The sequence below is a fragment of the Pseudomonas sp. GT1P32 genome (assembly GCF_054897805.1).
Genome location: NZ_CM142704.1, coordinates 3,370,484 through 3,392,296, shown reverse-complemented (window position 1 = coordinate 3,392,296; position 21,813 = coordinate 3,370,484). Strand labels below are relative to the sequence as shown.

Below are 21,813 nucleotides of genomic sequence, written 5' to 3'. Positions count from 1 at the left end.
CAATTATAAAAAGGCGCACCACTATGACCGCCATGACCCCGTGTCTGGACCGTCCTGGACTTCTGCCCCGTTTGTCTTCCCACCACCAGTCTCGCGAGCGGCTGATCGAGCCGTTACTGGCCTCGACCGCCCGCGTGAAATTGCTCTGTGCGCCGGCCGGCAGTGGCAAGAGTGCGCTGCTGATCGAATGCCTGTTGCAGGCACCGGAGCAGTGCCGGGTCTGTTGGTTGCCGTTGGCGGGGGAACCGATGAAGGCTGCCGATTTTCGGCAGCGGCTGGCCCACGCGTTGGGATTGGCCGCGGCGGACGAATCCGCATTGCTGGCATCGCTGGCTCAATGGCAGACGCCGACTTGGCTGTGCCTCGATGACTATTGCCGCACGCCCAACCCGGAGCTGGACCTGCTGCTCGACCGGTTGCTGGCCATCAGCAGTCCGATGATTACCTGGTGGCTCAGCGGTCGCCGCCGACCGCAATGCAATTGGCCACGCTTGTTGCTCGCCGATGAGCTGTACGACTGCGAGCGCGCCACGCTGGCCTTCACTCAAACGGAAATTGCCCGACTGCTGCATCACCTGGAGCCGGAGCAGGCGGCGAAACGTGCCGGCAGGATCATCGAACTCAGCGGTGGCTGGTGCGCAGGCGTGCGGATAGCGCTGCTGCAAAAATGCGACTGGTCGCGCAACGAGTCGCTGCACGGTCGGCCGGACACCCTGCACGATTACCTCGAACACGAATTGTTCGGCATGCTGACCCCGGAACTGGCAGAAGCCTGGCGGGTGCTGGCCCATTTGCAGCGATTCAATGCGCGGTTGTGCGACCACCTGTTCGGTGCAGGCGAGGGCGCCCAATGCCTGAGTACGTTGCAGGCGTTGGGCTGCTTCATCGAGCCCTGGCAGGACTCGACCGACTGGCTGCAGATTTTCACCCCCCTCACGCAATTGATGCGCGAAGAGCAATGGCCGGCGGGACGTTCCTGGCATCGTCGCGCTTGTCAGTGGTTCGCCGCCGAGCTGGACTGGAAAGCCGCATTTGAACAAGCCTTGCTGGCCGAAGAGTTCGAAGTCGCGGTCAGCTTGTTGCAGCATTTCAGTTTCGAGCACCTGTTCGAAGAGCAGACCGTGGTGCTGTTGTTGCGTCTGCATGAACACAAAGGCGATGAGCTGATGCTTGGCTCGCCGCAACTGGTGGGGTTGATCACCGCGGCGTTGCTGTTTGCCGGGCGGTTCGAGCAGGCGGGCGAGTGCATCGGGCATTTGTCACGCTTCGCCCCTCAGCCGTCGGCGTTTCATCAACGGCAGCTGATGGCGCGTTGGCAGGCGATGCAGGGGTGGCTGCTGCATTTGCAGGGGCGCATGGCGCCTTCGCGCGCGCATTTGCTTGAGGCACTCGACGAACTCGACCCCTCGCTCTGGACGGCTCGGCTGATGTGCCTGTCAGCGCTGACCCAGCAAGCCTTGCTCAGGGGCGAGCTCGACGTGGCGCAGGCGACCAACCGTGAGGCGTTGTGCCTTGCGCGTGCGCAAGGTTCGCTGGTGTTCGAGGGGCTGCTGGAGCTCGATCATGCGCAATTGCTCGAGCAGCGTGGAGCGTCCGGTCGGGCTGAAACCCTGCTGGCCAACATGCATGGCTTGCTCGTCCAGCAGCAACCGCTGGCCCAACCGCTGCTGGGGCGGATTGCCTTGCATCGCGGACGCTTGAGCCTGTGTCAGGGACGAGAGACGCAGGCGGCCGCGTACTTCGAGAGCGGCCTGCAAATCTGCCTGCGCAGCCAGGACAAACGCGTGCTTTACGGTTTCCTCGGCCTCGCGCAATTGGCCGCCAATCGCCAGGACTACGCCCAGGCCTTTGTCCTGCTGCGTGACGCCGAACGATTGATGCAACAGCGGCGGATTCCAGACACGGTCTACCGCAGTGTTCTGCTGCAATACAGCTGCCATTTCTGGCTACAGCAGGGCCGTCCGGATTTGGCCCATGAAGCCCTGACCCGGGTGCTGCGCCACTATCACGGCGTCCATGCTCGTCAGGCGCCACCGGCGACGCTGGAGCTGATTCCCGGCCTTGAATACCTGCTGGTGCTGACCGAAGTGTATCGAGGGCAGGCGCCAAACCCTCTGGTGCAGCTCGAGGCTCAGTTGCACTGGGCACGGCAACGGGGAATGGCGGGGCTGCAAGCGCAATTGCACCTGGCGCTGGCAGAAGTGGCCTGGCTGACGGGCGATACGCCTGCCGCTCGCGAGGCGATGCAGGAAGGTTTGGCACTGGTCGAGCGCTGCAATCTTCAACAGGCCCTGCGCGATCTGCAATTGCGCCAGCCACGCTTGCCGGAGGCGATCGGGCGTACCGAGTCGGGTAACCCTGCTGAACCGCTGTCTTCGGTCCAGAACCGCTTGAGTCAGCGTGAAATAGAAGTGCTTGAGTTAGTCGCCCTGGGTAACTCCAATCAACAGATAGCGGATCAGTTGTTCATATCGTTACATACAGTGAAAACCCACGCGCGGCGGATCAATGGGAAGTTGGGTGTAGAGCGAAGGACTCAGGCTGTGGCCAAAGCAAAAGTTCTGGGGATTGTTGTTTGAAGTGTTTGGTATGTTTACGTCTGCATACAAGTTGCGGGGTGTACTAAGTTAATTGAGTTGTTTATAAAGTGGGCGTCGGCCCGTCAATCAGTGTTTGTCTTTTTTGAATGTGTTTTGGCCGACTTCCATTATTAGTAAGGATGCTATTTGTGAGTAATAAGTTGCTGGAAGAAGTAAGTAAGAAATTGGCCGAGGTGTTCGGTCATATGGGGTATGCCATTAATGTCGATGAGACCTACCTGAATTCGGTAGTGGTCAACGACGAGGGCAAGCAGGTAGTTGATTACTCCGAGAGTCTGAGCTGGGCTATCATGGAAAAAGTGCAGGCGGATGAGTTGCCGGCTTTCAATGATGTTTACGCAGGTATCTTTTTCGAGCGGTGGACTTTTGATAAAGCTGATCGAGTTGCCGGTTTGGATGTTAACGATCTTAATAATGCAGGTCGTGTTGTGGTCGAGTCCTACCGAAGCAAGTAATCACTGCAGTAGGCTGACAACTTAGTTATCCAGTGAAAGCGGATGGCTCATACCCCATTCGCCAACTCACGGCCCGCGTCGCCGCCAGCAATCGCTGCGCCGCCGGGCCGTTTTCGTCGGCGTGAAACAGTGACGCCGGGCCAACGATGGTCATGACGGCCACCACATTTCCCACCGCGTTGAACACCGGGGCCGACAACGCATCGACGCCGGGCATCAACAAACCATGCACATGGTGCAGGCCGCGCTCGCGGATCTGTTCACACAAGGTCACATAAGCCTGATCGTCCGCCAGCGTATGGGAATTGCTTGCCAGCACTTCCTGCTCGCGTAAATCCACCGTTTCACGCTTGGGCAGATAAGCGCCAAACACCAATCCCGTGGATGAACTGAGCAACGGCAACACAGAGCCCAATTGCGTCACCACGGTCACCGCGCGCACCGCCGGTTCGATATGCACCACGGTTGCGCCCTGATTGCCCCATACCGCCAAAAAACACGTTTCATTCAATTCATCGCGCAGTTCGGCCAGGGGCAGGGCGGCGACTTTCAGCACGTCCATACTGTTAAGTGCGGCCAACCCCACGCGCAGTGCTTCACGGCCCAGGCCGTAGTGGTTGGTGGCGGTGTTCTGTTCGGCAAAACCGCTGGCGATCAACGCCTGTAGATAGCGGTGAACCTTGCTTGCCGGCATCTGCACATGCTCGGCCAGGCGCGACAGAGAAGTCGATGGCGACAACTCGGCCAGTGCCTTGAGGATGTCGGTGCCGACCTCGGCCGAGCGGACTTTCTGTTTGTCGTTGTTGCGCGGCGTTTCCATGGAGGCAGTCTGATCCCGGGACGAATGGGCGTCTTTATAGCTTGACGGTCAATACCAATCAAATTACGTTATGCGTAATTGAATTACGATAAAAATAACCCAGGCGTGCCGAGACCTCTGCAACAGAGCGACAGGCCATTGCCTACTCCCTGTTCAGGAGGCTCCATGAACCTCGATTCAACGGCGCCCGCGCTGGCTTATCAGTCCGGCTTCGGCAATGAATTCAGCAGTGAAGCGTTGCCCGGCGCACTGCCCGTCGGCCAGAACTCCCCGCAAAATGCCCCATACGGCCTCTACACCGAACTGTTCTCCGGCACCGCGTTCACCATGGCTCGCGCCGAAGCGCGGCGGACCTGGATGTACCGCATTCAGCCGTCGGCCAATCACCCGGCGTTCGTCAAACTGGACCGGCAACTGGCCGGCGGGCCGTTGGGTGAAGTGACCCCCAATCGTCTGCGCTGGAACCCGTTGGACATCCCGACCGAGCCCACCGATTTCATTGACGGGCTGGTGAGCATGGCTGCCAATTCGGCGGCGGAAAAACCGGCCGGAATCAGCATTTACCATTACCGTGCCAACCGCTCCATGGAGCGCGTGTTCTTCAACGCGGATGGCGAACTGCTGCTGGTGCCGGAACTGGGCCGCCTGCGCGTTGCCACTGAACTGGGTGTGCTGGAACTTGAGCCGCTGGAAATCGCCGTGCTGCCGCGTGGTCTGAAATTTCGCGTCGAACTGCTCGACCCTCAGGCGCGTGGCTACATTGCGGAAAACCACGGCGCGCCATTGCGCCTGCCGGACCTCGGACCGATCGGCAGCAACGGTCTGGCCAATCCACGGGACTTCCTGACCCCGGTAGCGCACTACGAACACCTCAAGCAGCCGACCACCCTGGTGCAGAAATTCCTCGGCCAGTTGTGGGGTTGCGAGCTCGATCATTCGCCGCTGAACGTGGTCGCCTGGCACGGCAATAACGTGCCGTACAAATATGACCTGCGCCGTTTCAACACCATTGGCACGGTCAGCTTCGATCATCCGGATCCTTCGATTTTCACCGTCCTGACTTCGCCGACCAGCGTCCACGGCCTGGCCAATCTCGACTTCGTGATCTTCCCGCCACGCTGGATGGTCGCCGAAAAAACCTTCCGTCCACCGTGGTTCCACCGCAACCTGATGAACGAATTCATGGGTCTGATCAAGGGCGAGTACGACGCCAAGGCTGAAGGTTTCGTGCCCGGCGGTGCGTCGCTGCACAGCTGCATGAGCGCCCACGGCCCGGACGGCGAAACCTGCACCAAGGCAATCAACGCGCAGCTCGCTCCCGCGAAAATCGACAACACCATGGCCTTCATGTTCGAGACCAGCCAGGTGCTGCGCCCGAGTCGCTTCGCCCTCGACTGCCCACAACTGCAACCCCATTACGACGCCTGCTGGGCCACGCTGCCCGCCACTTTCGACCCGACCCGGAGATAACCCATGACTCAGACTTCCATCACTCGTAGCTGGGTTGCCTCCGCCAATGGTCATGCCGACTTCCCGCTGCAAAACCTGCCGCTGGGCGTGTTCAGCGTGAAGGGCTCTGCACCGCGCAGTGGCGTGGCGATTGGCGACCACATCTTTGATCTGCAAGCGGCACTCGATGCCGGCCTGTTCGACGGTGCTGCAAAAGCGGCGGTCGAAGCCACCCGTGGCGGTCAGCTCAATGCGTTTTTCGAACTCGGCCGCGAGGCTCGTGTTGCCCTGCGTGAGCGCTTGATCGAACTGTTCAAGGAAGGCAGCACCCTGCACGGCAAGATCGAAGCCCAAGGTGCAAAACTGCTGCCGCTGGCGGCGAACTGCGAGATGCACCTGCCGGCAAAAATCAACGATTACACCGACTTCTACGTCGGCATCGAGCACGCGCAAAACGTCGGCAAACTGTTCCGTCCCGACAACCCGCTGCTGCCGAACTACAAGTACGTGCCGATCGGTTACCACGGCCGCGCATCGACCATTCGCCCGTCCGGCACTGATGTTCGCCGGCCGAAAGGCCAGACCTTGCCGGCCGGTCAGACCGAACCGACCTTCGGCCCGTGTGCACGGCTGGATTACGAACTGGAACTGGGCATCTGGATCGGCCAGGGCAACGACATGGGCGACTCGATTGCCATCGGCGACGCTGCCGATCACATCGCCGGTTTCTGCCTGCTCAACGACTGGTCGGCGCGGGATATCCAGGCGTGGGAATACCAGCCTCTGGGGCCGTTCCTGTCGAAGAGTTTCATTACCAGCATCTCGCCATGGGTGGTGACGGCCGAAGCGCTGGAGCCGTTCCGTCGTGCGCAACCGGCGCGTCCGGAAGGCGATCCGCAGCCGCTGCCTTACCTGTTCGACAAACGTGACCAGGCCGCGGGTGCCTTCGACATCGAACTGGAAGTGTTGCTGCTGACCGAAGGCCTGCGCGAGCAGAACCTGCCGGCCCATCGCCTGACCCTGAGCAACACCCGACACATGTACTGGACCGTGGCGCAAATGGTCGCGCACCATAGCGTCAACGGCTGCCAGTTGCAGGCCGGCGATCTGTTCGGTTCGGGCACGTTGTCGGGGCCGGAAAACGGTCAGTTCGGCAGCCTGCTGGAAATCACCGAGGGCGGTAAAAAGCCGATCGAGCTGGCCTCCGGCGAAGTGCGTAAATTCCTTGAGGACGGCGACGAAATCATCCTGCGCGCCCGTTGCAGCCGCGACGGTTTTGCCTCCATCGGTTTCGGCGAATGCCGCGGCAAAGTGCTGCCGGCGCGTTAAGAGGAACGGGTCATGGAACTCTATACCTACTACCGTTCGACCTCGTCTTACCGGGTGCGTATCGCGTTGGCGTTGAAGGGCCTGGATTACCGGGCGCTGCCGATCAACCTGATCGCGCCGCCGGGCGGTGAGCATCGCCAGCCACCGTATCTGGCGATTAATCCGCAAGGCCGGGTGCCGGCCTTGCGCACCGACGAAGGCGAGTTGCTGATTCAGTCGCCGGCGATCATCGAGTACCTGGAGGAACGTTATCCACAGGTGCCGCTGCTGTCCAAAGACCTCGCAGCTCGTGCGCATGAGCGTGGTGTGGCGGCGGTGATTGGCTGCGACGTGCATCCGCTGCACAACGTCAGCGTGCTCAACAGGCTGCGGCAGTTGGGCCACGATGAAGCGCAGGTGGTCGAGTGGATCGGGCACTGGATCAGCCAAGGGTTGGCGACGGTGGAGCAGTTGGTGGGTGATGAAGGTTATTGTTTCGGCGATGAGCCGGGGCTGGCGGATGTGTACCTGATTCCGCAGTTGTACGCGGCTGAACGTTTCAACATTTCGCTGGAGGCGTACCCACGGATTCGCCGAGTGGCGACGCTGGCCGCGACGCATCCAGCGTTCATGAAAGCGCACCCGGCCAATCAGCCAGACACTCCATAGATCCGTAGGAGCCGGCTTGCTGGCGATGAACGATAACGCGGTGTTTCTGGAAGACCGCGGCGTTTGAATCGCCAGCAAGCCGGCTCCTACAGGGTCAAATACCGCACAATTCCCTGTAGGAGCGAAGCTTGCTCGCGATGAACGATAACGCGGTGTTCCTGACTGACCGTGGCGTTTGAATCGCCAGCAAGCCGGCTCCTACAGGTTCGAGTGCCGCACAATTCCCTGTAGGAGCGAAGCTTGCTCGCGAAGAACGATAACGCGGTGTTCCTGATGGACCGCGGCGTTTGAATCGCCAGCAAGCCGGCTCCTACAGGTTCAAATACCGCACAATTCCCTGTAGGAGCGAAGCTTGCTCGCGAAGAACGATAACGCGGTATTCCTGATGGACCGCGGCGTTTGAATCGCCAGCAAGCCGGCTCCTACAGGTTCAAATACCGCACAGTCTTTTGTAGGAGCCGGCTTGCCGGCGATGAACGATAACGCGGTGTTTCTGGGAGACCGCGGCGCCTGGATCGCCAGCAAGCCGGCTCCTACCGGTTCAGTGGACGATTGAGTTGGGGGGCAGGTGGCCGAGTCGTTCGGTCAGGCGGATCCGCTGGATCGGGTCGTCGCTGAGCAGCAGCGCATGCTCCAGATCGAAACGCTCGGCGTTCGGGCAGTCCAGCCGCTGGTAAAGGCTGGCCCGGGCCAGGTAATCGGAGGCGCTGGCATTGCCCAGTTCAAGCACACGTTCGGCGTCGATCAACGCACCAATGTAGTCATCGTGGGAAAGGTGCAACTGGCGCAGGTTGCGTGATAACCGTTGGAGCATTTGCACCGGCTCGGCCGTCAGCAAATGTTCGGCGCTGAGTTTCATGTTCGGGCCGTACTGGCGATGCAGCAGTTCCCGGCAATCGTTGGGGTACAACCGTCGACCGCCGCAAGGGTCCAACAGGTGATCGGCCCCCGGAACCCGCAGCAGGAAATGCCCTGGGAAGTTGACCCCGACCAAGGGGATTTCCAGGCCTCTGGCTAGTTCCAGCGCAATCAGGCCCAGGGCCAATGGCTGGCCACGCCGGCGCTCCAGCACTTTGTCGAGCAAGGCCACTTGCGGTCGCAATGGCGTGAAATCGTCCTGGGCGTATCCCAGATCATTCAGGCGTCGCAACAGCGGCTGGGCCAGCTCGCTCACCGGCAACATCGGCAAGCCATAACTGACGCGCTGTTGCAGGTCCTTGAAATTCGCCAGTACCGCCTGCGGATCCACCTCTTTATCGTGCTCGACGGCAATCCACAGCGCCGCTTCGAACAGCGCGGGCGGTGATCGTTGCAGGCAGTCGAAAAAGCGTTGGCGGGGCGTCATCAAAATCTCCGGGGCATGCCTCGTTTTAGCCTCCCCTGCGGCATTCGTCCAGTGCCGCGCAGGTTATGTCCGAAAGCCTGCATGGCGGCGCCGCTTATTCCGGTGCGCTTCTGCAAATTTTGGGCGCAAGCCTATACTGGCGACTACAAGAAGTGATTCGGGAGCCCCTACGATGTTCGCTCTCATGCAAAGCACTCGCCTTGAATCGCTGCATCTGAGCGTCGACTCGGTTACCGGCTTGAAGGCGGTCATTGCCATTCATAACAGCCGTCTGGGGCCAGCCCTGGGCGGGTGTCGTTACCTTGCCTATCCAAGCGACGAGTCCGCGGTCGAGGATGCCATTCGACTGGCTCAAGGCATGAGTTACAAGGCGGCACTGGCCGGCCTGGCTCAGGGGGGCGGCGTGGCGGTGATTGTTCGACCGGTCCATGTGGAAAACCGCGGCGCGCTGTTCGAAGCGTTCGGGCGCTGCATCAATCAGCTCGACGGGCGCTACATCACGGCCATCGACAGCGGTACCTCAGTGGCGGACATGGATTGCATCGCCCAACAGACCCAGCACGTCACCAGCACCACTTCGGCGGGCGACCCGGCGCCTCACGCGGCGATGGGCGTATTCACCGGCATTCGTGCCACCGCCATGGCTCGCCTGGGCAGCGACAACCTCGAAGGCCTGCGCGTGGCCATTCAAGGCCTGGGCAATGTCGGCTTTGCCCTCGCTGAACAACTGCACGCCGCCGGTGCGGAATTGCTGGTCAGTGACATCGACCACGGCAAGGTACAACTGGCGATGGAGCAACTGGGCGCTCACCCGATCGCCAACGATGCGCTGCTCAGCACGCCGTGTGACATTCTCGCGCCGTGCGGCCTTGGCGGGGTGCTCAACAGCCACAGCGTGACGCAACTGCGCTGCTCGGCGGTGGCCGGTTCCGCGAATAACCAACTGACTCATCTGGATGTCGCGGATCAACTGGAACGGCGAGGCATTCTTTATGCGCCGGATTACGTGATCAATTCCGGCGGGCTGATCTACGTGTCGCTCAAACATCGTGGCGAAGAGCTGACGACCATCACTGCACACTTGTCGAAAATCAGCTCACGGCTGACCGAAGTGTTCGCCCATGCCCAGGCGGAAAAGCGTTCGCCGGCACGGGTGGCGGACGAGTTGGCGGAGAAAGTCTTGTACCGGTGAAGGCTCGCCGCGCCCTTCACCTCGCTGGCAAATTCTAAAGACCTGACTACGCTGCAAGCGGGATGGCGCAACGCCACCCGCCCGGTTGATGAGGGCCTGCCAGCGTCTGGGGCAATCATGACTGGCGCACTGCTTTTTCGTGATTTCAAGGAGCGAATCATGTCTTCCAGTTCTTCTCTCACCTGCAATTTCACGATCAACTCCAGCCTTGATATTGGCGTGTCGTTTGTCAGCGACGACAACGGCGCCAATTACGGCGGGCAGATCACTATTTTCACCCCCGGCACCGCAGGTCCGGTGAGCACCGGTTTATGGGACAACGACGGCAACGTCTTCTTCACCCTCTACCAGTCTGAAAACCCGGCCATCAACTGCGTGATCAATTCGGGATCGACGCCCGGTTCCTGGGACCCCTACGTGGAGGTCGCCCAGCAAAATGGCCTGATCTGCACCATCACCGGCCCGGTGCCGCAACCCGGTGAAAACACGTTTGGTTATACCCTCAATGTCGCGCAGGGCACGGGCGTTGGTCAGGGAGCCGTTACGGGACAGGCAGCAGGATCGCCGACGCCGCAACACGTTGCGCGAATGATGCTTCCCGCAGGCGGCAAAGAGGCGTGGACGCTGATCATGCAGGGCAATACCCCGGTGCCCGACGAGATCAGTGTTGGCTCGCCGGTCGTCATGGCTTGGGCGCGGTTTGACGACGGGACGCAGGTCGCCGGCGGTGTCTACAAATCGGACACCCCGACGGACTACAACGTCAAGTTCATGTGGGTGCTGGACGCCAACGGTAATCAGTATCCCGGTTGGCCCATCGATGTCAGCGATCACGAGGACTTCCTCAACAATGGCTACCTGTTTTCACTGACGCCTGACAGTGAAGAGGTCTACCTGTTGAACGTCGTTGAACGGCCATGGGTGAAATCATGAGCACTACTTACACCTTTTCCGTCAGCCTGTTCGACGCGAGCGCCAACCCGAACGGGTTGCAGGTTTGGCAGAGCGGCACGTTGACGTTCGACACCGATTCGGTGACGGGCGCATTGGCGCTACCGGATTTTTACCAGGATCCGATCCCGTACGAGGGATGTACCGTATCGCCAGCAACGTTGGCGGGCACGATCATCGAGGCCTCGGGCAAAAGTGCCGAGGCACAGATCACCTTCACGGTGACCTATAACTTTGATGGTTTCCTTTACAACGGTAGCTATGTCGGCGGTTTGGTCAGCGTGCTCGACTACGCTGCGCAAGAAACGTATCTCTACGTCATCCAGGGACTTTCTCCGCAGTCGCCATGGGGGGCGTCAGTACGTGGAAGCTCGACAGCTGCAGACAAGCGAACGCCGCGAACGGTTTGAGCCGCGTTTTTCGCAGGCATGAAAAAGGCCCTGAGCCATTCGACTCAGGGCCTGTTCAATTCTAGTGTTGCTTACTTCGGCGTCTTGGCGGCTTTGGCTGGCTTGGTCGGCTCAGCTGTTTCTTCTGCCACTTCAACCTGTTCCGCGACTTCAACAGGCGCGCTCAGCAGCTCGGACAACGCATCCGGCTGGCTCTTGAACGCCTTGGCAAACACATCGCGATTCTTCGCCATGTAGATCCCGGCTTCTTCCACTTGCTGCTCGGTCAGGGACGGAACGGCTTTTTGCAACACTTCTGCCAGCAATTCGGCCAGTTCGAGCATTTTGTCATGACGGTCAGCTTCGGCTTTATCCATGAACAAGCGCTCCAGATCTCGGCTGCTGCGGTATACCACTTCGACGGCCATTCACCACCTCACATGCCTTCACGATAGTTGTCTGTTTCGACCACTGTGTTTTTATACAGCGAAAAGGATAAGCGAATCCCTGCGCTTTGGGTAGTGGCTTTTTAATGTAGACCGAAATCAGCGTTTGTCAGGTAGACCGCGTTGCTCCATTCGCGGGCAAGCCTCGCTCCTACAGAGCAATACCGCTACGTAGGAGCGAGCGGTGCGGCGGTCCGACTTGCCCGCGAAGGCGCCCGTCCAGACACCACAAAAGTGTCCACTGGCAGCCTATCGCCATCTCACCATCAACCTCTGGCCTTTTTTCTGCATGCAGAACAACCGTCACGTCCAACCCGCATCATCCGCTCGAACCGAGCTAAGGAAGAATCATCGTGAAAATCAACTGGGCCGAGAACCTGCGGCAGAACGTGCACCAACTGGCTGAATCCCTGGGCAATCTGTTCGTCGAGACCTTTCACTACCTGGCGTTGTTCGCCATCGGTGCGGTGACCGCGTGGGCGGCGGTGATGGAGTTTCTGGGGATGATCGAAGCGGGGCACATCAAGATCGACGACATCTTGCTGCTGTTCATCTACCTCGAACTGGGCGCGATGGTCGGGATTTACTTCAAGACCAATCACATGCCGGTGCGTTTCCTGATCTACGTGGCGATCACTGCGCTGACGCGGCTGTTGATCTCCAACGTCTCGCACCACAATCCGCCGGACCTGGGCATCATTTACCTGTGCGGCGGGATTCTGCTGCTGGCGTTTGCGATTCTGGTGGTGCGTTACGCCTCGTCGCAATTCCCTTCGGTGAAGATCGAACACCCGCAACGCAAGACCGGTGCGGGTTCCGGTGAGCATCCCGAAGTGGAGAAGGGCGAGATCTAAAACCGCATGGCGGGGCGCGGGTGGGCTTTGGTCGATGGCGGCGGAGGGGTGCGATTGTCGCTGTCGGTCATGGCTTCGAGGATGGTCATTGCGCTGTGACCCTGCTCGATGGCGATGCCGAATTGAATACTTTGCACCAGGCGTTTGAGGCGCTTGGGGTCATTGCGTTGTTCGGCGCTGATCATTCGCTTGGCCACGACGCGGCCGCTGTTGGAGAGAGTCAGCATGATGCTGCCGTCCAGCCCCTGAATGCTCAGGTTGATCTGGTAATCCGGTGCAAAGGCATCGGTAATGAGCTGAAAAGGGTTGTCCATGATGCGTCACCGCCTGATTGAACGTGCAGTTGTTGACCGGCCATGATCGGGTTGGTTCGCAACACCGGACCATCGGCATGTCGCTCGCTGAGGTTTTCAAAAATCCTTTTTGCCTCGTCAGGGATGTAGCAAGGGGCATGCCGGAAAGATTGTCGAACAATGTAGGAGCGAGCCTGCTCGCGATGGTCGTCAACGATTACGCGTGTTTATCGGTAAACGCGGCGCTCTGAAGTCCATCGCGAGCAGGCTCGCTCCTACAAGAACGTTGCCCGTTTCAGGGCATGAATGAGTAGATGATCGCAGACAGTGCAATCAGACCGATCAACACCACAAACACATTCGACGCCTGGCCCGAATACTGGCGCAAAGCCGGCACGCGACGGATGGCGTACATCGGCATCAGGAACAACAGGCACGCAATGATCGGCCCGCCGAGGGTTTCGATCATGCGGAGGATGCTCGGGTTGAAAGTGGCCACGGCCCAGCAACTGATGATCATGAACAGCGCAGTCATGCGGTTCAGCCAGCTCGCCGACATCACCCGGCCACGGCCACGCAGGCTTTTCACGATCAGGCCCTGAAAGCCTTCGCTGGCGCCGATGTAATGGCCGAGGAAGGATTTGGTGATCGCAACCAGCGCAATCAACGGCGCGGCGTAGGCAATGACCGGGGTCTGGAAGTGGTTGGCCAGGTACGACAGGATCGAGATGTTCTGTGCCTTCGCCGCCGCCAGATCAGCCGGGGACAGGGCCAGCACGCAGCTGAAACAGAAGAACATCACGGTCACCACCATCATCCCGTGGGCAATGGCGAGGATGCCGCTGCTCTTGCGCTCGGCCTGCTCGCCGTACCGCTGCTTCTGATCGACAGCGAAGGCGGAGATGATCGGCGAATGGTTGAACGAAAACACCATCACCGGGATCGCCAGCCACAGCGTTTTGAAGAACAGCGGCATCGGCATGCCTTCACCGGCGGTGGCGAAAAATGCGCCGTTCCAGTTCGGAATCAGACTGATGCCGAGCAGCAGCAACGCCGCGACGAACGGGTAAACCAGCACGCTCATGCATTTGACGATGACGCCCTGGCCGCAGCGGACAATCGCCATCAAACCAAGGATCAGCCCCAGCGACAGCACCGCCCGAGGTGGCGGGGCGATGTGCAACTGGTGCTCCATGAAACTGCTGAGGGTGTTGGTCAGCGCCACGCTGTACACCAGCAGAATCGGGAAGATCGCGAAAAAATACAGCAGCGTGATCAGCTTGCCGGCACCGATGCCGAAGTGTTCTTCCACCACTTCGGTGATGTCCCCGGAGCGTCCCGACAGCACGAAGCGAGTCAGGCCGCGGTGGGCGAAGAAGGTCATCGGAAACGCCAGCACCGCCAGGATCAGCAGCGGCCAGAAGCCACCCACACCGGCGTTGATCGGCAGGAACAGCGTGCCGGCGCCAATCGCCGTGCCGTAGAGGCCCAGCATCCAGGTGGTGTCGTGTTTGCTCCAGCCCTTGTGGGCTGTTTCTGTATTGCGTGTCAGGTCTACAGCAGGATTATCGGCAGCAGGTGTACGTACATCGGTCATCGTTATTGGCCTCGTTATTATTCTTGCTCGGGCTCACGTGTTGCGGACGGTCGGGAATGCTCCTCAGCACTCCACCCAGCTGACAGCCAGGCCGCCCCGTGAAGTCTCTTTGTATTTGTCGTGCATGTCGGCGCCGGTATCGCGCATGGTGCGGATCACCCGGTCCAGGGAAATGAAGTGTTTGCCGTCGCCGCGCAGGGCCATTTGCGTGGCGTTGATCGCCTTCACGGCCGCGATGGCGTTGCGCTCGATACACGGCACTTGCACCAGGCCGCCAACCGGGTCGCAGGTCAGGCCCAGATTGTGTTCCAGGCCGATTTCGGCGGCGTTTTCCAGTTGCTCGGGCGTGGCGCCCAGTACGTCGGCAAGGCCGGCGGCGGCCATGGCGCACGCTGATCCGACTTCGCCCTGACAGCCGACTTCGGCGCCGGAGATCGAGGCGTTTTTCTTGCAGAGAATGCCTACGGCTGCGGCGCCCAAAAAGAACGCAACGACGTCATCGTCCGACGCGTCCGGGTTGAATTTCATGTAGTAGTGCAGGACGGCGGGAATGATCCCGGCCGCGCCGTTGGTAGGCGCCGTGACCATCCGTCCGCCGGCGGCGTTTTCTTCGTTCACGGCGAGGGCAAACAGGTTCACCCATTCCATCGCCGACAGCGTCGAAGTGATGACATTCGGCTTGCCGATTTCCAACAGGCTGCGGTGCAATTTCGCTGCGCGGCGCGGAACATTCAGACCGCCGGGCAAGATGCCTTCGTGGCGCAAGCCTTGCTCGACGCACTCGCGCATCACCGACCAGATGTGCAGCAAACCCTGACGGATTTCGGTTTCGCTGCGCCAGGCCCGTTCGTTGGCCATCATCAGCTCGGAAACTCGCAGGCCATGCTGATTGCAGAGCTTGAGCAATTCGGCGGCACTGGAAAAATCGTACGGCAGCACCACGTCGCTGGTCGGCGCGATGCCGGACTCGGCTTCGGCCGCTTCAATGATGAAACCGCCGCCGATCGAGTAGTACGTTTGCTCTGACAATTCGCCGGTGTCGCCGAAGGCTGTCAGCGACATGGCGTTGGGGTGGTAGGGCAGGCTCTCGTCGAGCAGCAAGAGATCGCTTTGCCAGTTGAAGGCGATTGTTTTTTTGCCGGCGAGATTCAGTTCGCCGGTCTCGAGCAGCGTTTTGATGCGGCTGTCGATGCTGTTTGGATCGATGCTGTCCGGCCATTCGCCCATCAGGCCCATGACGCAGGCGCGGTCGGTGGCGTGGCCGACGCCGGTGGCGGAAAGGGAGCCGTACAGGCGGATTTCCACTCGGCGTACGGCGTCCAGCAAATGCTGGTCAATCAGTGCCTGGGCAAAGGTCGCGGCGGCGCGCATCGGGCCGACGGTGTGGGAACTGGACGGACCGATGCCGACTTTGAAAAGATCAAAAACACTGATAGCCATGCTAAAGCCTATACAAGCAATGGAAGAGAAATCGCTGCCATTTTTGTAGGACAAGCGCAATGTCGGCGATACTGCCTACCTCGGTCCTACGTGACCAACGAAACTTCCTAAGACAGCCTTTAGCAGGACTAAACAATGAGTCGCCAATTGCACGCCCAGACTTACGTCTGGCTGCACGTGTTTTCCTGTGCCGCGCGGCACTTGTCCTTCACCCGCTGCGCCGAAGAACTGCACATCACGCCGGGGGCGGTCAGTCAGCAAATCCGACAACTGGAAGAACGGTTGGGATTCCGACTGTTCCACCGGCGTGCCCGGGGCGTGGAGTTGAGCGCGCAAGGCCAGCGACTGGCCATTACGGTCAACGAGGCTTACGGCAGCATCGACGCGGAATTGCGACGACTGGACGCGGGAATGATCAGCGGGATTTTGCGGGTACGGTCGATTCCATCGTTCCTGAGCAAATGGCTGACCCCGCGTCTGCCGCGCTTGCAGCAACGTTTTCCGGACATTCAGTTGCGCCTGGTGGCCGAGGACAGCAGCGTGCCGTTGCACGAGGGCGACTTTGACCTGGCCATCGACCTGAACGACGGCAGCTACCCAGGCTTGTTATCCACAACCTTGCTCGACGAGCAGATCTTCCCGGTGTGCGCGCCGAGCCTGTTGCGCGGGCGGCCGCCGTTGCATGGCCCGGCAGACCTGTCGCACTTCCCGCTGTTGCACGACATTACGGCCTGGCGCGGCAGTTACGAGTACGCGGAGTGGGAGTTCTATCTCAACGCCATCGGCTTCGAAGGCGCGGACGTGCGGCGCGGGCACACGTTCAATCGCAATCACCTGACCATCGAAGCGGCGATTGCCGGCATGGGCGTGGCGATTGCGCGGCGAACGCTGTTGAACGATGAGCTGGAGCGCGGAACGTTGATCGTGCCGTTCGGGCTGGCGGTGCCCAATCACAAACGTTACGTGTTGCTGTATGCGCCGGGGGCGCTGAGCCATCCGGGCGTGCGCGCGGTGCATGACTGGCTGGTAGAGGAAGCGGGAGTTTTTCGAAGCCTGCATCCGCTGGCGGAGCGGCAGATGTGAGTAATTATGACAAAGAAGTGAAGCGACCCAACTCCCGACCTTAACAGCGCTTTTGCTCCTTGTCCGGCTTTTTTTGCGTATGAAAATTTATCTTTTTTCAGGGGTTGAAATGTTCGGCGCACAGACCGATTGTGTAGGTAAGAGGTCACGGTGATGACGCCCAAGGGCCAGCCGAGGGGCCTCTCGCGAGCTAGCTGAAATAAGGGATGAACTATGCAAATCCAAGTCAACAGCGATAACCATATTCAAAGCAGCATCCGACTGGAGGAGTGGGTACGTACTACCATTGAGAGCACGCTCGAACGTTATGAAGAGGACCTGACACGCGTCGAGGTCTACCTGCGGGACGAGAACGGCGACAAGCCCGGTCCCCACGATTTGCGCTGCCAGCTGGAAGCGCGGCCAAAAGGCCACCAACCGATTTCTGTCACCCATAAAGCCGAAAACCTGGAACTGGCGATCGACGGTGCGGCTGAAAAACTCGAACATGCACTGGAACATCTGTTCGGCAAACTGCGGGGCAAACCACGAGCCGCTGTGGTGCCATTCGAGAGGCGTGCAGCCGATGCGCTGCTGGAAGACGAGTTTCTCGAGAACGAACAGGCTGCACAAAACGGCTGAGGCCTGATTCACTTTTTATCTTTCCACCACTGAAAACGGGCCTGCTTATGCAGGCCCGTTCTTGTTTGCGATGATTATCGCGGCGCTGCGATTCCTTGTAGGAGCGTGGCTTGCCCGCGAAGAGGCCCGGAAATCCAGCGCATATGTCGCTCGTTAAATCGCCTTCGCGGGCAAGCCTCGCTCCTACAGGGGCGAGTTGCAGCTAGGCTGTTCAGTTTCAGATCAGAACGCCACCGACGTCTGCACATACACCGTCCGCGGTTCCCCGACGTACTTGCCCTTGTTGTTGTCATCAAACGAGCGTGTGAAGTACTGGTGGTTGAAGATGTTTTTCACCCCCACCGCCACATTCAAATCCGACAACTTCGGCCCGAAGTCATACGCCGCGCGGCTGCTGAACAGCATGTAGCCAGGAATCGTGCCCGTGCTGCCGTCTGCACTTTCTTTCGACGTATTCGCGTTGTCGGCAAACTGGTCGCTCTGATAACTACTGTCCAGGTTCAACTTCCACGCGCCTTCTGTGTAACCGACACCCACGGTGCCCTTGTGCTTCGAGGAGAACGGCACACGATTGCCCTTGTTCGGCCCGTCTTCGCGGATGGTCGCGTCCACATAGGCATAAGTGGCGTAGACATCGAAGCCGGCCAGTGCCGGGCTCAAATCATCAAGTGCGTAGTTGACGCTGGTTTCGATGCCCTGATGGCGAGTCTCGCCCCGAGCGATCACCGAATCGTTGGTCTGATTACTTTCGTACTGATTGTCGAAGTTGATCAGGAACGCGCCGATTTCCGCGCGTAACGCACCGTTGTCGTAACGGGTACCCAGTTCCCAGGTGCGCGCCTTTTCCGGTTTGACTTCGCCGCTGGTCACGCGGTTTGGCATCTGGCTGTATTGCACGCTGCCGAACGAGCCTTCGGTGTTGGCGTACAGGTTCCAGCTGTCGGTCAGGTGATAGAGCACGTTCAGCGCCGGCAGGGCGGTGTTGTAGTCACCCTTGTACTTCTCGTTCGTCAGGTTGTTGGTCTGTTGCGATTCGATCATTTCGTAGCGGATGCCCGGCGTCACCGTCCATTTGCCGATGTCGATCCGGTCATCGATAAAGAACGCGTTGGCCTCGGTGCCGCCACGGGTATCGCGGTCGTTGCGGCTGTTGGTGGTCGGGTATTGGTTGCTGGCAATCGGTGTGCGATAGCGCAGTTCGTGGCCGGCCTCGTTGATGTAGCGATAGCCGACACCGACTTCATGGCTGGTCGGGCCGACATCAAAACCTTGTGCGAAGCGGGTTTCCAGGCCACGTACCCAGTACTCGCGTGGCGACAGCGACAGGAACGTGCCCTGATCCAGATAGCCGCTGCGCAGGGTTTTGGTGAAGAAGGTGTTGGCGGTGAACTCGCGGCGATCTTCCTGATAGCGATAGCCGAAGTTGAACATTGTCCGGCGGCCCCAGAACTGATCTTTCGGGCGGGTCGACTGGTACGGGTCGGCATCATAATTGGCGACGTTCAGGCCACCGGGCATGTCGGCCTTGCCTTCGTAATACTGGGCCATGGCGTTGAAGCTGTTGGCGTCGTCGAGCTGGTATTTGCCTTTGAGAATCAGGTCATCGATCTCGGTGTCGCTGTGTTCACGCCAGTCGCCACCGCGGGTGCCGGAATACAACAACGCGCCGCCCAGGCCATTGTCGCCAGTGCCGCCGGCCAGCAGGTTGCCGGTGGTCTTGAAGCCGTCGTGGCTGGAGGAGGGGCTGGTTTCGGTCTGGAAACCGCCTTTCACCGTGGGCTCGTCGGGAATCGCGCGGGTCACGAAGTTGACCACGCCGCCGACGTTTTGCGGGCCATAACGCACCGCGCCGCCGCCGCGCACCACGTCGACCGCGTCCATGTTGCCCATGCTGATCGGCGCGAACGACAACTGTGGTTGACCGTAAGGCGCGAAGGGCACCGGGATGCCATCCATCAACACCGTCGAGCGCGACGCCAAGCGCGGATTGAGACCACGAATGCCGAAGTTCAGCGCCATGTCGTGGCTGCCCGTGCCGTTGTTGTCCGGCGCGTTGACGCCGGGGATGCGGTTGAGCACGTCCCTGGCCTGGGTTGCGCCCTGGCGTTCGAATTCCTCGCGACGGATTACATCGCGCGCGCCGGGGTGCTCGAAGACGTTGATTTGCTGCGCATCGCCGAGCCAGTCGCCGACCACTTTCGATGTGTCCAACTCCAGCGCAGCATTGCCCACCGGTTGCAGGCTGAACGCATTGTTGCCTTCGGCGCGGGCTTGCAGGCCGGTGCCTTCGAGCAAGGCGTTCAAGCCCTGTTCGGCGGTGTAGTTGCCCTCCAGGCCACGACTCTGCACACCGCTGGTGACTTGCGAGCCAAACGAAATCAACACACCGGCTTCACGGCCGAACTGGTTGAGGGCGTTTTCCAGCGACGAAGGCGCGATGTGGTACGGCTTGGCATCGTCGGCGTGGACGAGTGGCAGCGCGCCGAAGCTCAGGCTGGCGCCCAGCAAGAGTTGGCGCAAGGTGCGGGCCAGCGGGGTGAGGCGGGTGGGGTGCATGGAGGACGATCCTGAGAAGGTGGAATCAAGGTGGCTTTCCTTCTCTGTCACGCCAGATCTGAAAAACGGCTCACGTTTTAAGAATATTTTTTAAGAAAGAAATCGCACTCCTTGTGGGAGCGAGCCTGCTCGCGATAGCGGTGTATCAGTTGACACCTGTATTGACTGATACACCGCTATCGCGAGCAGGCTCGCTCCCACAGGGATTAGGGTGTTTCAGGCGCGTGCCTCGACGGTTACCCAATACCGCGTAAAGCGCTTCACCTTCACTGGCAAACTGATTTCCAGCAGATCGAGAATCCGCTCGCTGTCGTCCAGTGGATAAGTCCCGGAGATCAACAAGTCCGCAACTTTCGCATCGCAGTTCAACTGCCCGCGACGATAGCGGCCGAGTTCCTCAAGGAAATCCCCGAGGCGCATGTGCGCAGCCACCAGCATGCCGTCGGCCCAGGCGCCGCTGTTGGCATCCAGAGGCACGGGGTTGCCGATTCCGCGAGCATCAAAACTCAACTGCCGGGCGCTTTGCAGTACCCAGGGAGAACCGCCATCAGGCGTCAATTCAACACGGCCTTCAAACACCGCGACCTGAGTGCGATCCGCAAACTGCCGAACGTTCAGGCGCGCCCCTTCGGTTTTCAACAGACCTTGTGCCGTGCGCACTTGAAACGCTTTGGACGTCGTCAGCAGCATCTCGCCTTCAAGCAAACGGATCAGCCGTTGCTGACCCTCGACCTGCACGTCCGCCGAGCTCGCGGTGTTGAGTTGCAATTGGCTGCCATCTGCGAGCGCGATCTTGCGCCGCTGGCCAATGGGGCTGCGGTAGTCGGCCAGCAACGGTGGCAGCAAGTTGCGCTCGCGCATGCCCCAGGTGACGGCCGAACCTGCACCAAGAATCAGCAACAACTTCAGCGCCTGACGCCGGCTGCTGGACGTCGTTGCGTTCAGGGCCGCATGCGCCAGCGGCGAAGACAAACCGCGCAGGCGCTGGTTGACCCTTTGAATATGCTCCCACGCCCGTTGATGTTCGCTGTGCGCATCGAGCCATTGTTGCCAGGCGTTTTGCTGGCGCGGGCTCAACGGCCCTTGCTGCATTTTCATCAACCACTGCACCGCCTGCTCGGCGACTTGCGGTGAAAAATCCGGGGTGCCGTTCATAGGGCGAAGTAGCAGCGCATCGCCGCTTTATTCAGGTGCCGCTTGACCGTGGCGATGGAAATCCCCAACTCGGCGGCGATCTGTGGGTACGTCAGGCCATCGACCTGGGCCAACAGAAATGCGCGCTTGACCAGGCGCGGCAAACCGTCGAGCAACTGGTCCAGCTCCATCAGGGTTTGCAGGATGATCGCCCGATCTTCTTCCGACGGTGCAACCCTTTCCGGCATCTGCGCCAAGGCGTCGAGGTAGGCGCGTTCCAGATCCTGACGGCGGTAATGATTGAACAGCACGCGTTTGGCGAGGGTGGTGAGGAACGCTCGCGGCTCGATGATCTGCGGCGTGTCTCGTGCGGTGAGCACCCGCATGAACGTGTCCTGGGCCAGATCTGCCGCGCTGTCAGGGCAGCCGAGCTTGCGCCGCAACCAACCGGTGAGCCAGTTGTGATGGGCGTGATAAAGGACTTCGACGGTGTGGGCTGGCTGCAACGGTAACTCCGAGCGCGGTTTAATGCGTTAGAGAACAAGAATTGTTCGCATTGTAGTGGCGCGAACCCGCTTCCGGCAATCGGCGCTGATCGGATCTCTTTTGCG

At 60.1% G+C, this 21,813-nt stretch carries 19 protein-coding genes and 1 pseudogene; 11 read left to right on the top strand and 9 right to left on the bottom strand.

Annotation, left to right across the window (positions count from 1 at the left end):
* The first annotated feature begins 23 nt into the window (after positions 1-23).
* Positions 24-2,579 carry a LuxR C-terminal-related transcriptional regulator gene (locus tag ACYZUC_RS15605; protein WP_461996672.1) on the top strand — a complete coding sequence of 852 codons (2,556 nt, stop codon included), beginning with the start codon at positions 24-26 and terminating at the stop codon, positions 2,577-2,579.
* A gap of 140 nt (positions 2,580-2,719) precedes the next feature.
* Complete coding sequence (locus tag ACYZUC_RS15600) at positions 2,720-3,055, top strand: hypothetical protein (RefSeq protein ID WP_461996671.1); 336 nt, start codon at positions 2,720-2,722, stop codon at positions 3,053-3,055.
* Between the two features lie 25 nt (positions 3,056-3,080).
* Here ACYZUC_RS15600 and ACYZUC_RS15595 read toward each other — a convergent pair whose 3' ends face one another.
* On the bottom strand, positions 3,081-3,875 hold the full coding sequence (locus ACYZUC_RS15595) for an IclR family transcriptional regulator (protein ID WP_008026998.1): 795 nt from the start codon (positions 3,873-3,875) through the stop codon (positions 3,081-3,083).
* Positions 3,876-4,040: 165 nt separating this feature from the next.
* Between ACYZUC_RS15595 and hmgA the strand changes: the two genes are divergently transcribed.
* From hmgA to maiA, 3 genes are read left to right on the top strand one after another with little or no spacing between them, the layout of a single operon-like run.
* Positions 4,041-5,345: a homogentisate 1,2-dioxygenase gene (gene hmgA, locus ACYZUC_RS15590; protein WP_461996670.1), complete on the top strand. Its 1,305-nt coding sequence runs from the start codon at positions 4,041-4,043 to the stop codon at positions 5,343-5,345.
* 3 nt (positions 5,346-5,348) lie between these two features.
* Entirely contained in the window at positions 5,349-6,653 is a 1,305-nt protein-coding gene (gene fahA, locus ACYZUC_RS15585) for a fumarylacetoacetase (RefSeq protein WP_461996669.1), read from the top strand.
* A gap of 12 nt (positions 6,654-6,665) precedes the next feature.
* A complete protein-coding gene (gene maiA, locus ACYZUC_RS15580; protein WP_461996668.1) occupies positions 6,666-7,301 on the top strand; it encodes a maleylacetoacetate isomerase in 636 nt (211 codons plus the stop codon).
* Between the two features lie 541 nt (positions 7,302-7,842).
* On the opposite strand, the gene ACYZUC_RS15575 is transcribed toward maiA, so the two are convergent.
* Positions 7,843-8,646 carry a SirB1 family protein gene (locus ACYZUC_RS15575; RefSeq protein WP_461996667.1) on the bottom strand — a complete coding sequence of 268 codons (804 nt, stop codon included), beginning with the start codon at positions 8,644-8,646 and terminating at the stop codon, positions 7,843-7,845.
* 172 nt (positions 8,647-8,818) lie between these two features.
* On the opposite strand from ACYZUC_RS15575, the gene ACYZUC_RS15570 reads away from it, so the two are divergent.
* The 3 genes from ACYZUC_RS15570 (at position 8,819) to ACYZUC_RS15560 (ending at position 11,199) form a co-directional block, all read left to right on the top strand.
* Positions 8,819-9,838, top strand: a complete 1,020-nt coding sequence (locus tag ACYZUC_RS15570) for a Glu/Leu/Phe/Val dehydrogenase family protein (protein WP_461996666.1) — start codon at positions 8,819-8,821, stop codon at positions 9,836-9,838.
* 159 nt (positions 9,839-9,997) lie between these two features.
* Positions 9,998-10,771: a hypothetical protein gene (locus ACYZUC_RS15565; RefSeq protein ID WP_461996665.1), complete on the top strand. Its 774-nt coding sequence runs from the start codon at positions 9,998-10,000 to the stop codon at positions 10,769-10,771.
* Positions 10,768-11,199 (top strand): hypothetical protein, encoded by a 432-nt coding sequence (locus tag ACYZUC_RS15560; RefSeq protein ID WP_461996664.1) that lies wholly within the window; start codon positions 10,768-10,770, stop codon positions 11,197-11,199. Before ACYZUC_RS15565 ends, ACYZUC_RS15560 begins: the two co-directional genes overlap by 4 nt.
* A 167-nt stretch (positions 11,200-11,366) precedes the next feature.
* Here ACYZUC_RS15560 and ACYZUC_RS15555 read toward each other — a convergent pair.
* Positions 11,367-11,606, bottom strand: a pseudogene (locus tag ACYZUC_RS15555) (YebG family protein); the annotation flags it as partial.
* 371 nt (positions 11,607-11,977) lie between these two features.
* Between ACYZUC_RS15555 and ACYZUC_RS15550 the strand changes: the two are divergent.
* Positions 11,978-12,478 (top strand): phosphate-starvation-inducible protein PsiE, encoded by a 501-nt coding sequence (locus ACYZUC_RS15550; RefSeq protein ID WP_192417342.1) that lies wholly within the window; start codon positions 11,978-11,980, stop codon positions 12,476-12,478.
* Here the strand turns inward: ACYZUC_RS15550 and ACYZUC_RS15545 are convergent.
* From ACYZUC_RS15545 to ACYZUC_RS15535, 3 genes are all read right to left on the bottom strand, one after another.
* Positions 12,475-12,792, bottom strand: coding sequence for a DUF3509 domain-containing protein (locus ACYZUC_RS15545; protein ID WP_008025323.1), 318 nt, complete (start codon positions 12,790-12,792; stop codon positions 12,475-12,477). The two genes, ACYZUC_RS15550 and ACYZUC_RS15545, sit on opposite strands and share 4 nt — an antisense overlap.
* A 274-nt stretch (positions 12,793-13,066) precedes the next feature.
* Complete coding sequence (locus tag ACYZUC_RS15540) at positions 13,067-14,368, bottom strand: HAAAP family serine/threonine permease (RefSeq protein ID WP_461996663.1); 1,302 nt, start codon at positions 14,366-14,368, stop codon at positions 13,067-13,069.
* Between the two features lie 63 nt (positions 14,369-14,431).
* Entirely contained in the window at positions 14,432-15,808 is a 1,377-nt protein-coding gene (locus tag ACYZUC_RS15535) for an L-serine ammonia-lyase (protein ID WP_461996662.1), read from the bottom strand.
* Positions 15,809-15,943: 135 nt separating this feature from the next.
* On the opposite strand from ACYZUC_RS15535, the gene ACYZUC_RS15530 reads away from it, so the two are divergent.
* Positions 15,944-16,891 carry a LysR substrate-binding domain-containing protein gene (locus tag ACYZUC_RS15530; RefSeq protein WP_008025326.1) on the top strand — a complete coding sequence of 316 codons (948 nt, stop codon included), beginning with the start codon at positions 15,944-15,946 and terminating at the stop codon, positions 16,889-16,891.
* Between the two features lie 213 nt (positions 16,892-17,104).
* Positions 17,105-17,512, top strand: coding sequence for an HPF/RaiA family ribosome-associated protein (locus tag ACYZUC_RS15525; protein WP_461996661.1), 408 nt, complete (start codon positions 17,105-17,107; stop codon positions 17,510-17,512).
* Positions 17,513-17,734: 222 nt separating this feature from the next.
* Here the strand turns inward: ACYZUC_RS15525 and fecA are convergent, their stop codons facing one another.
* From fecA to ACYZUC_RS15510, 3 genes are all read right to left on the bottom strand, one after another.
* The gene (gene fecA, locus ACYZUC_RS15520; RefSeq protein ID WP_461996660.1) at positions 17,735-20,068 is read right to left on the bottom strand and encodes a TonB-dependent Fe(3+) dicitrate receptor FecA; all 2,334 of its coding nucleotides are present in this window, start codon (positions 20,066-20,068) and stop codon (positions 17,735-17,737) included.
* 216 nt (positions 20,069-20,284) lie between these two features.
* Positions 20,285-21,223: a FecR domain-containing protein gene (locus ACYZUC_RS15515; protein WP_461996659.1), complete on the bottom strand. Its 939-nt coding sequence runs from the start codon at positions 21,221-21,223 to the stop codon at positions 20,285-20,287.
* Positions 21,220-21,708, bottom strand: coding sequence for a sigma-70 family RNA polymerase sigma factor (locus ACYZUC_RS15510; protein WP_461996658.1), 489 nt, complete (start codon positions 21,706-21,708; stop codon positions 21,220-21,222). Before ACYZUC_RS15510 ends, ACYZUC_RS15515 begins: the two co-directional genes overlap by 4 nt.
* Positions 21,709-21,813 lie beyond the last annotated feature (105 nt).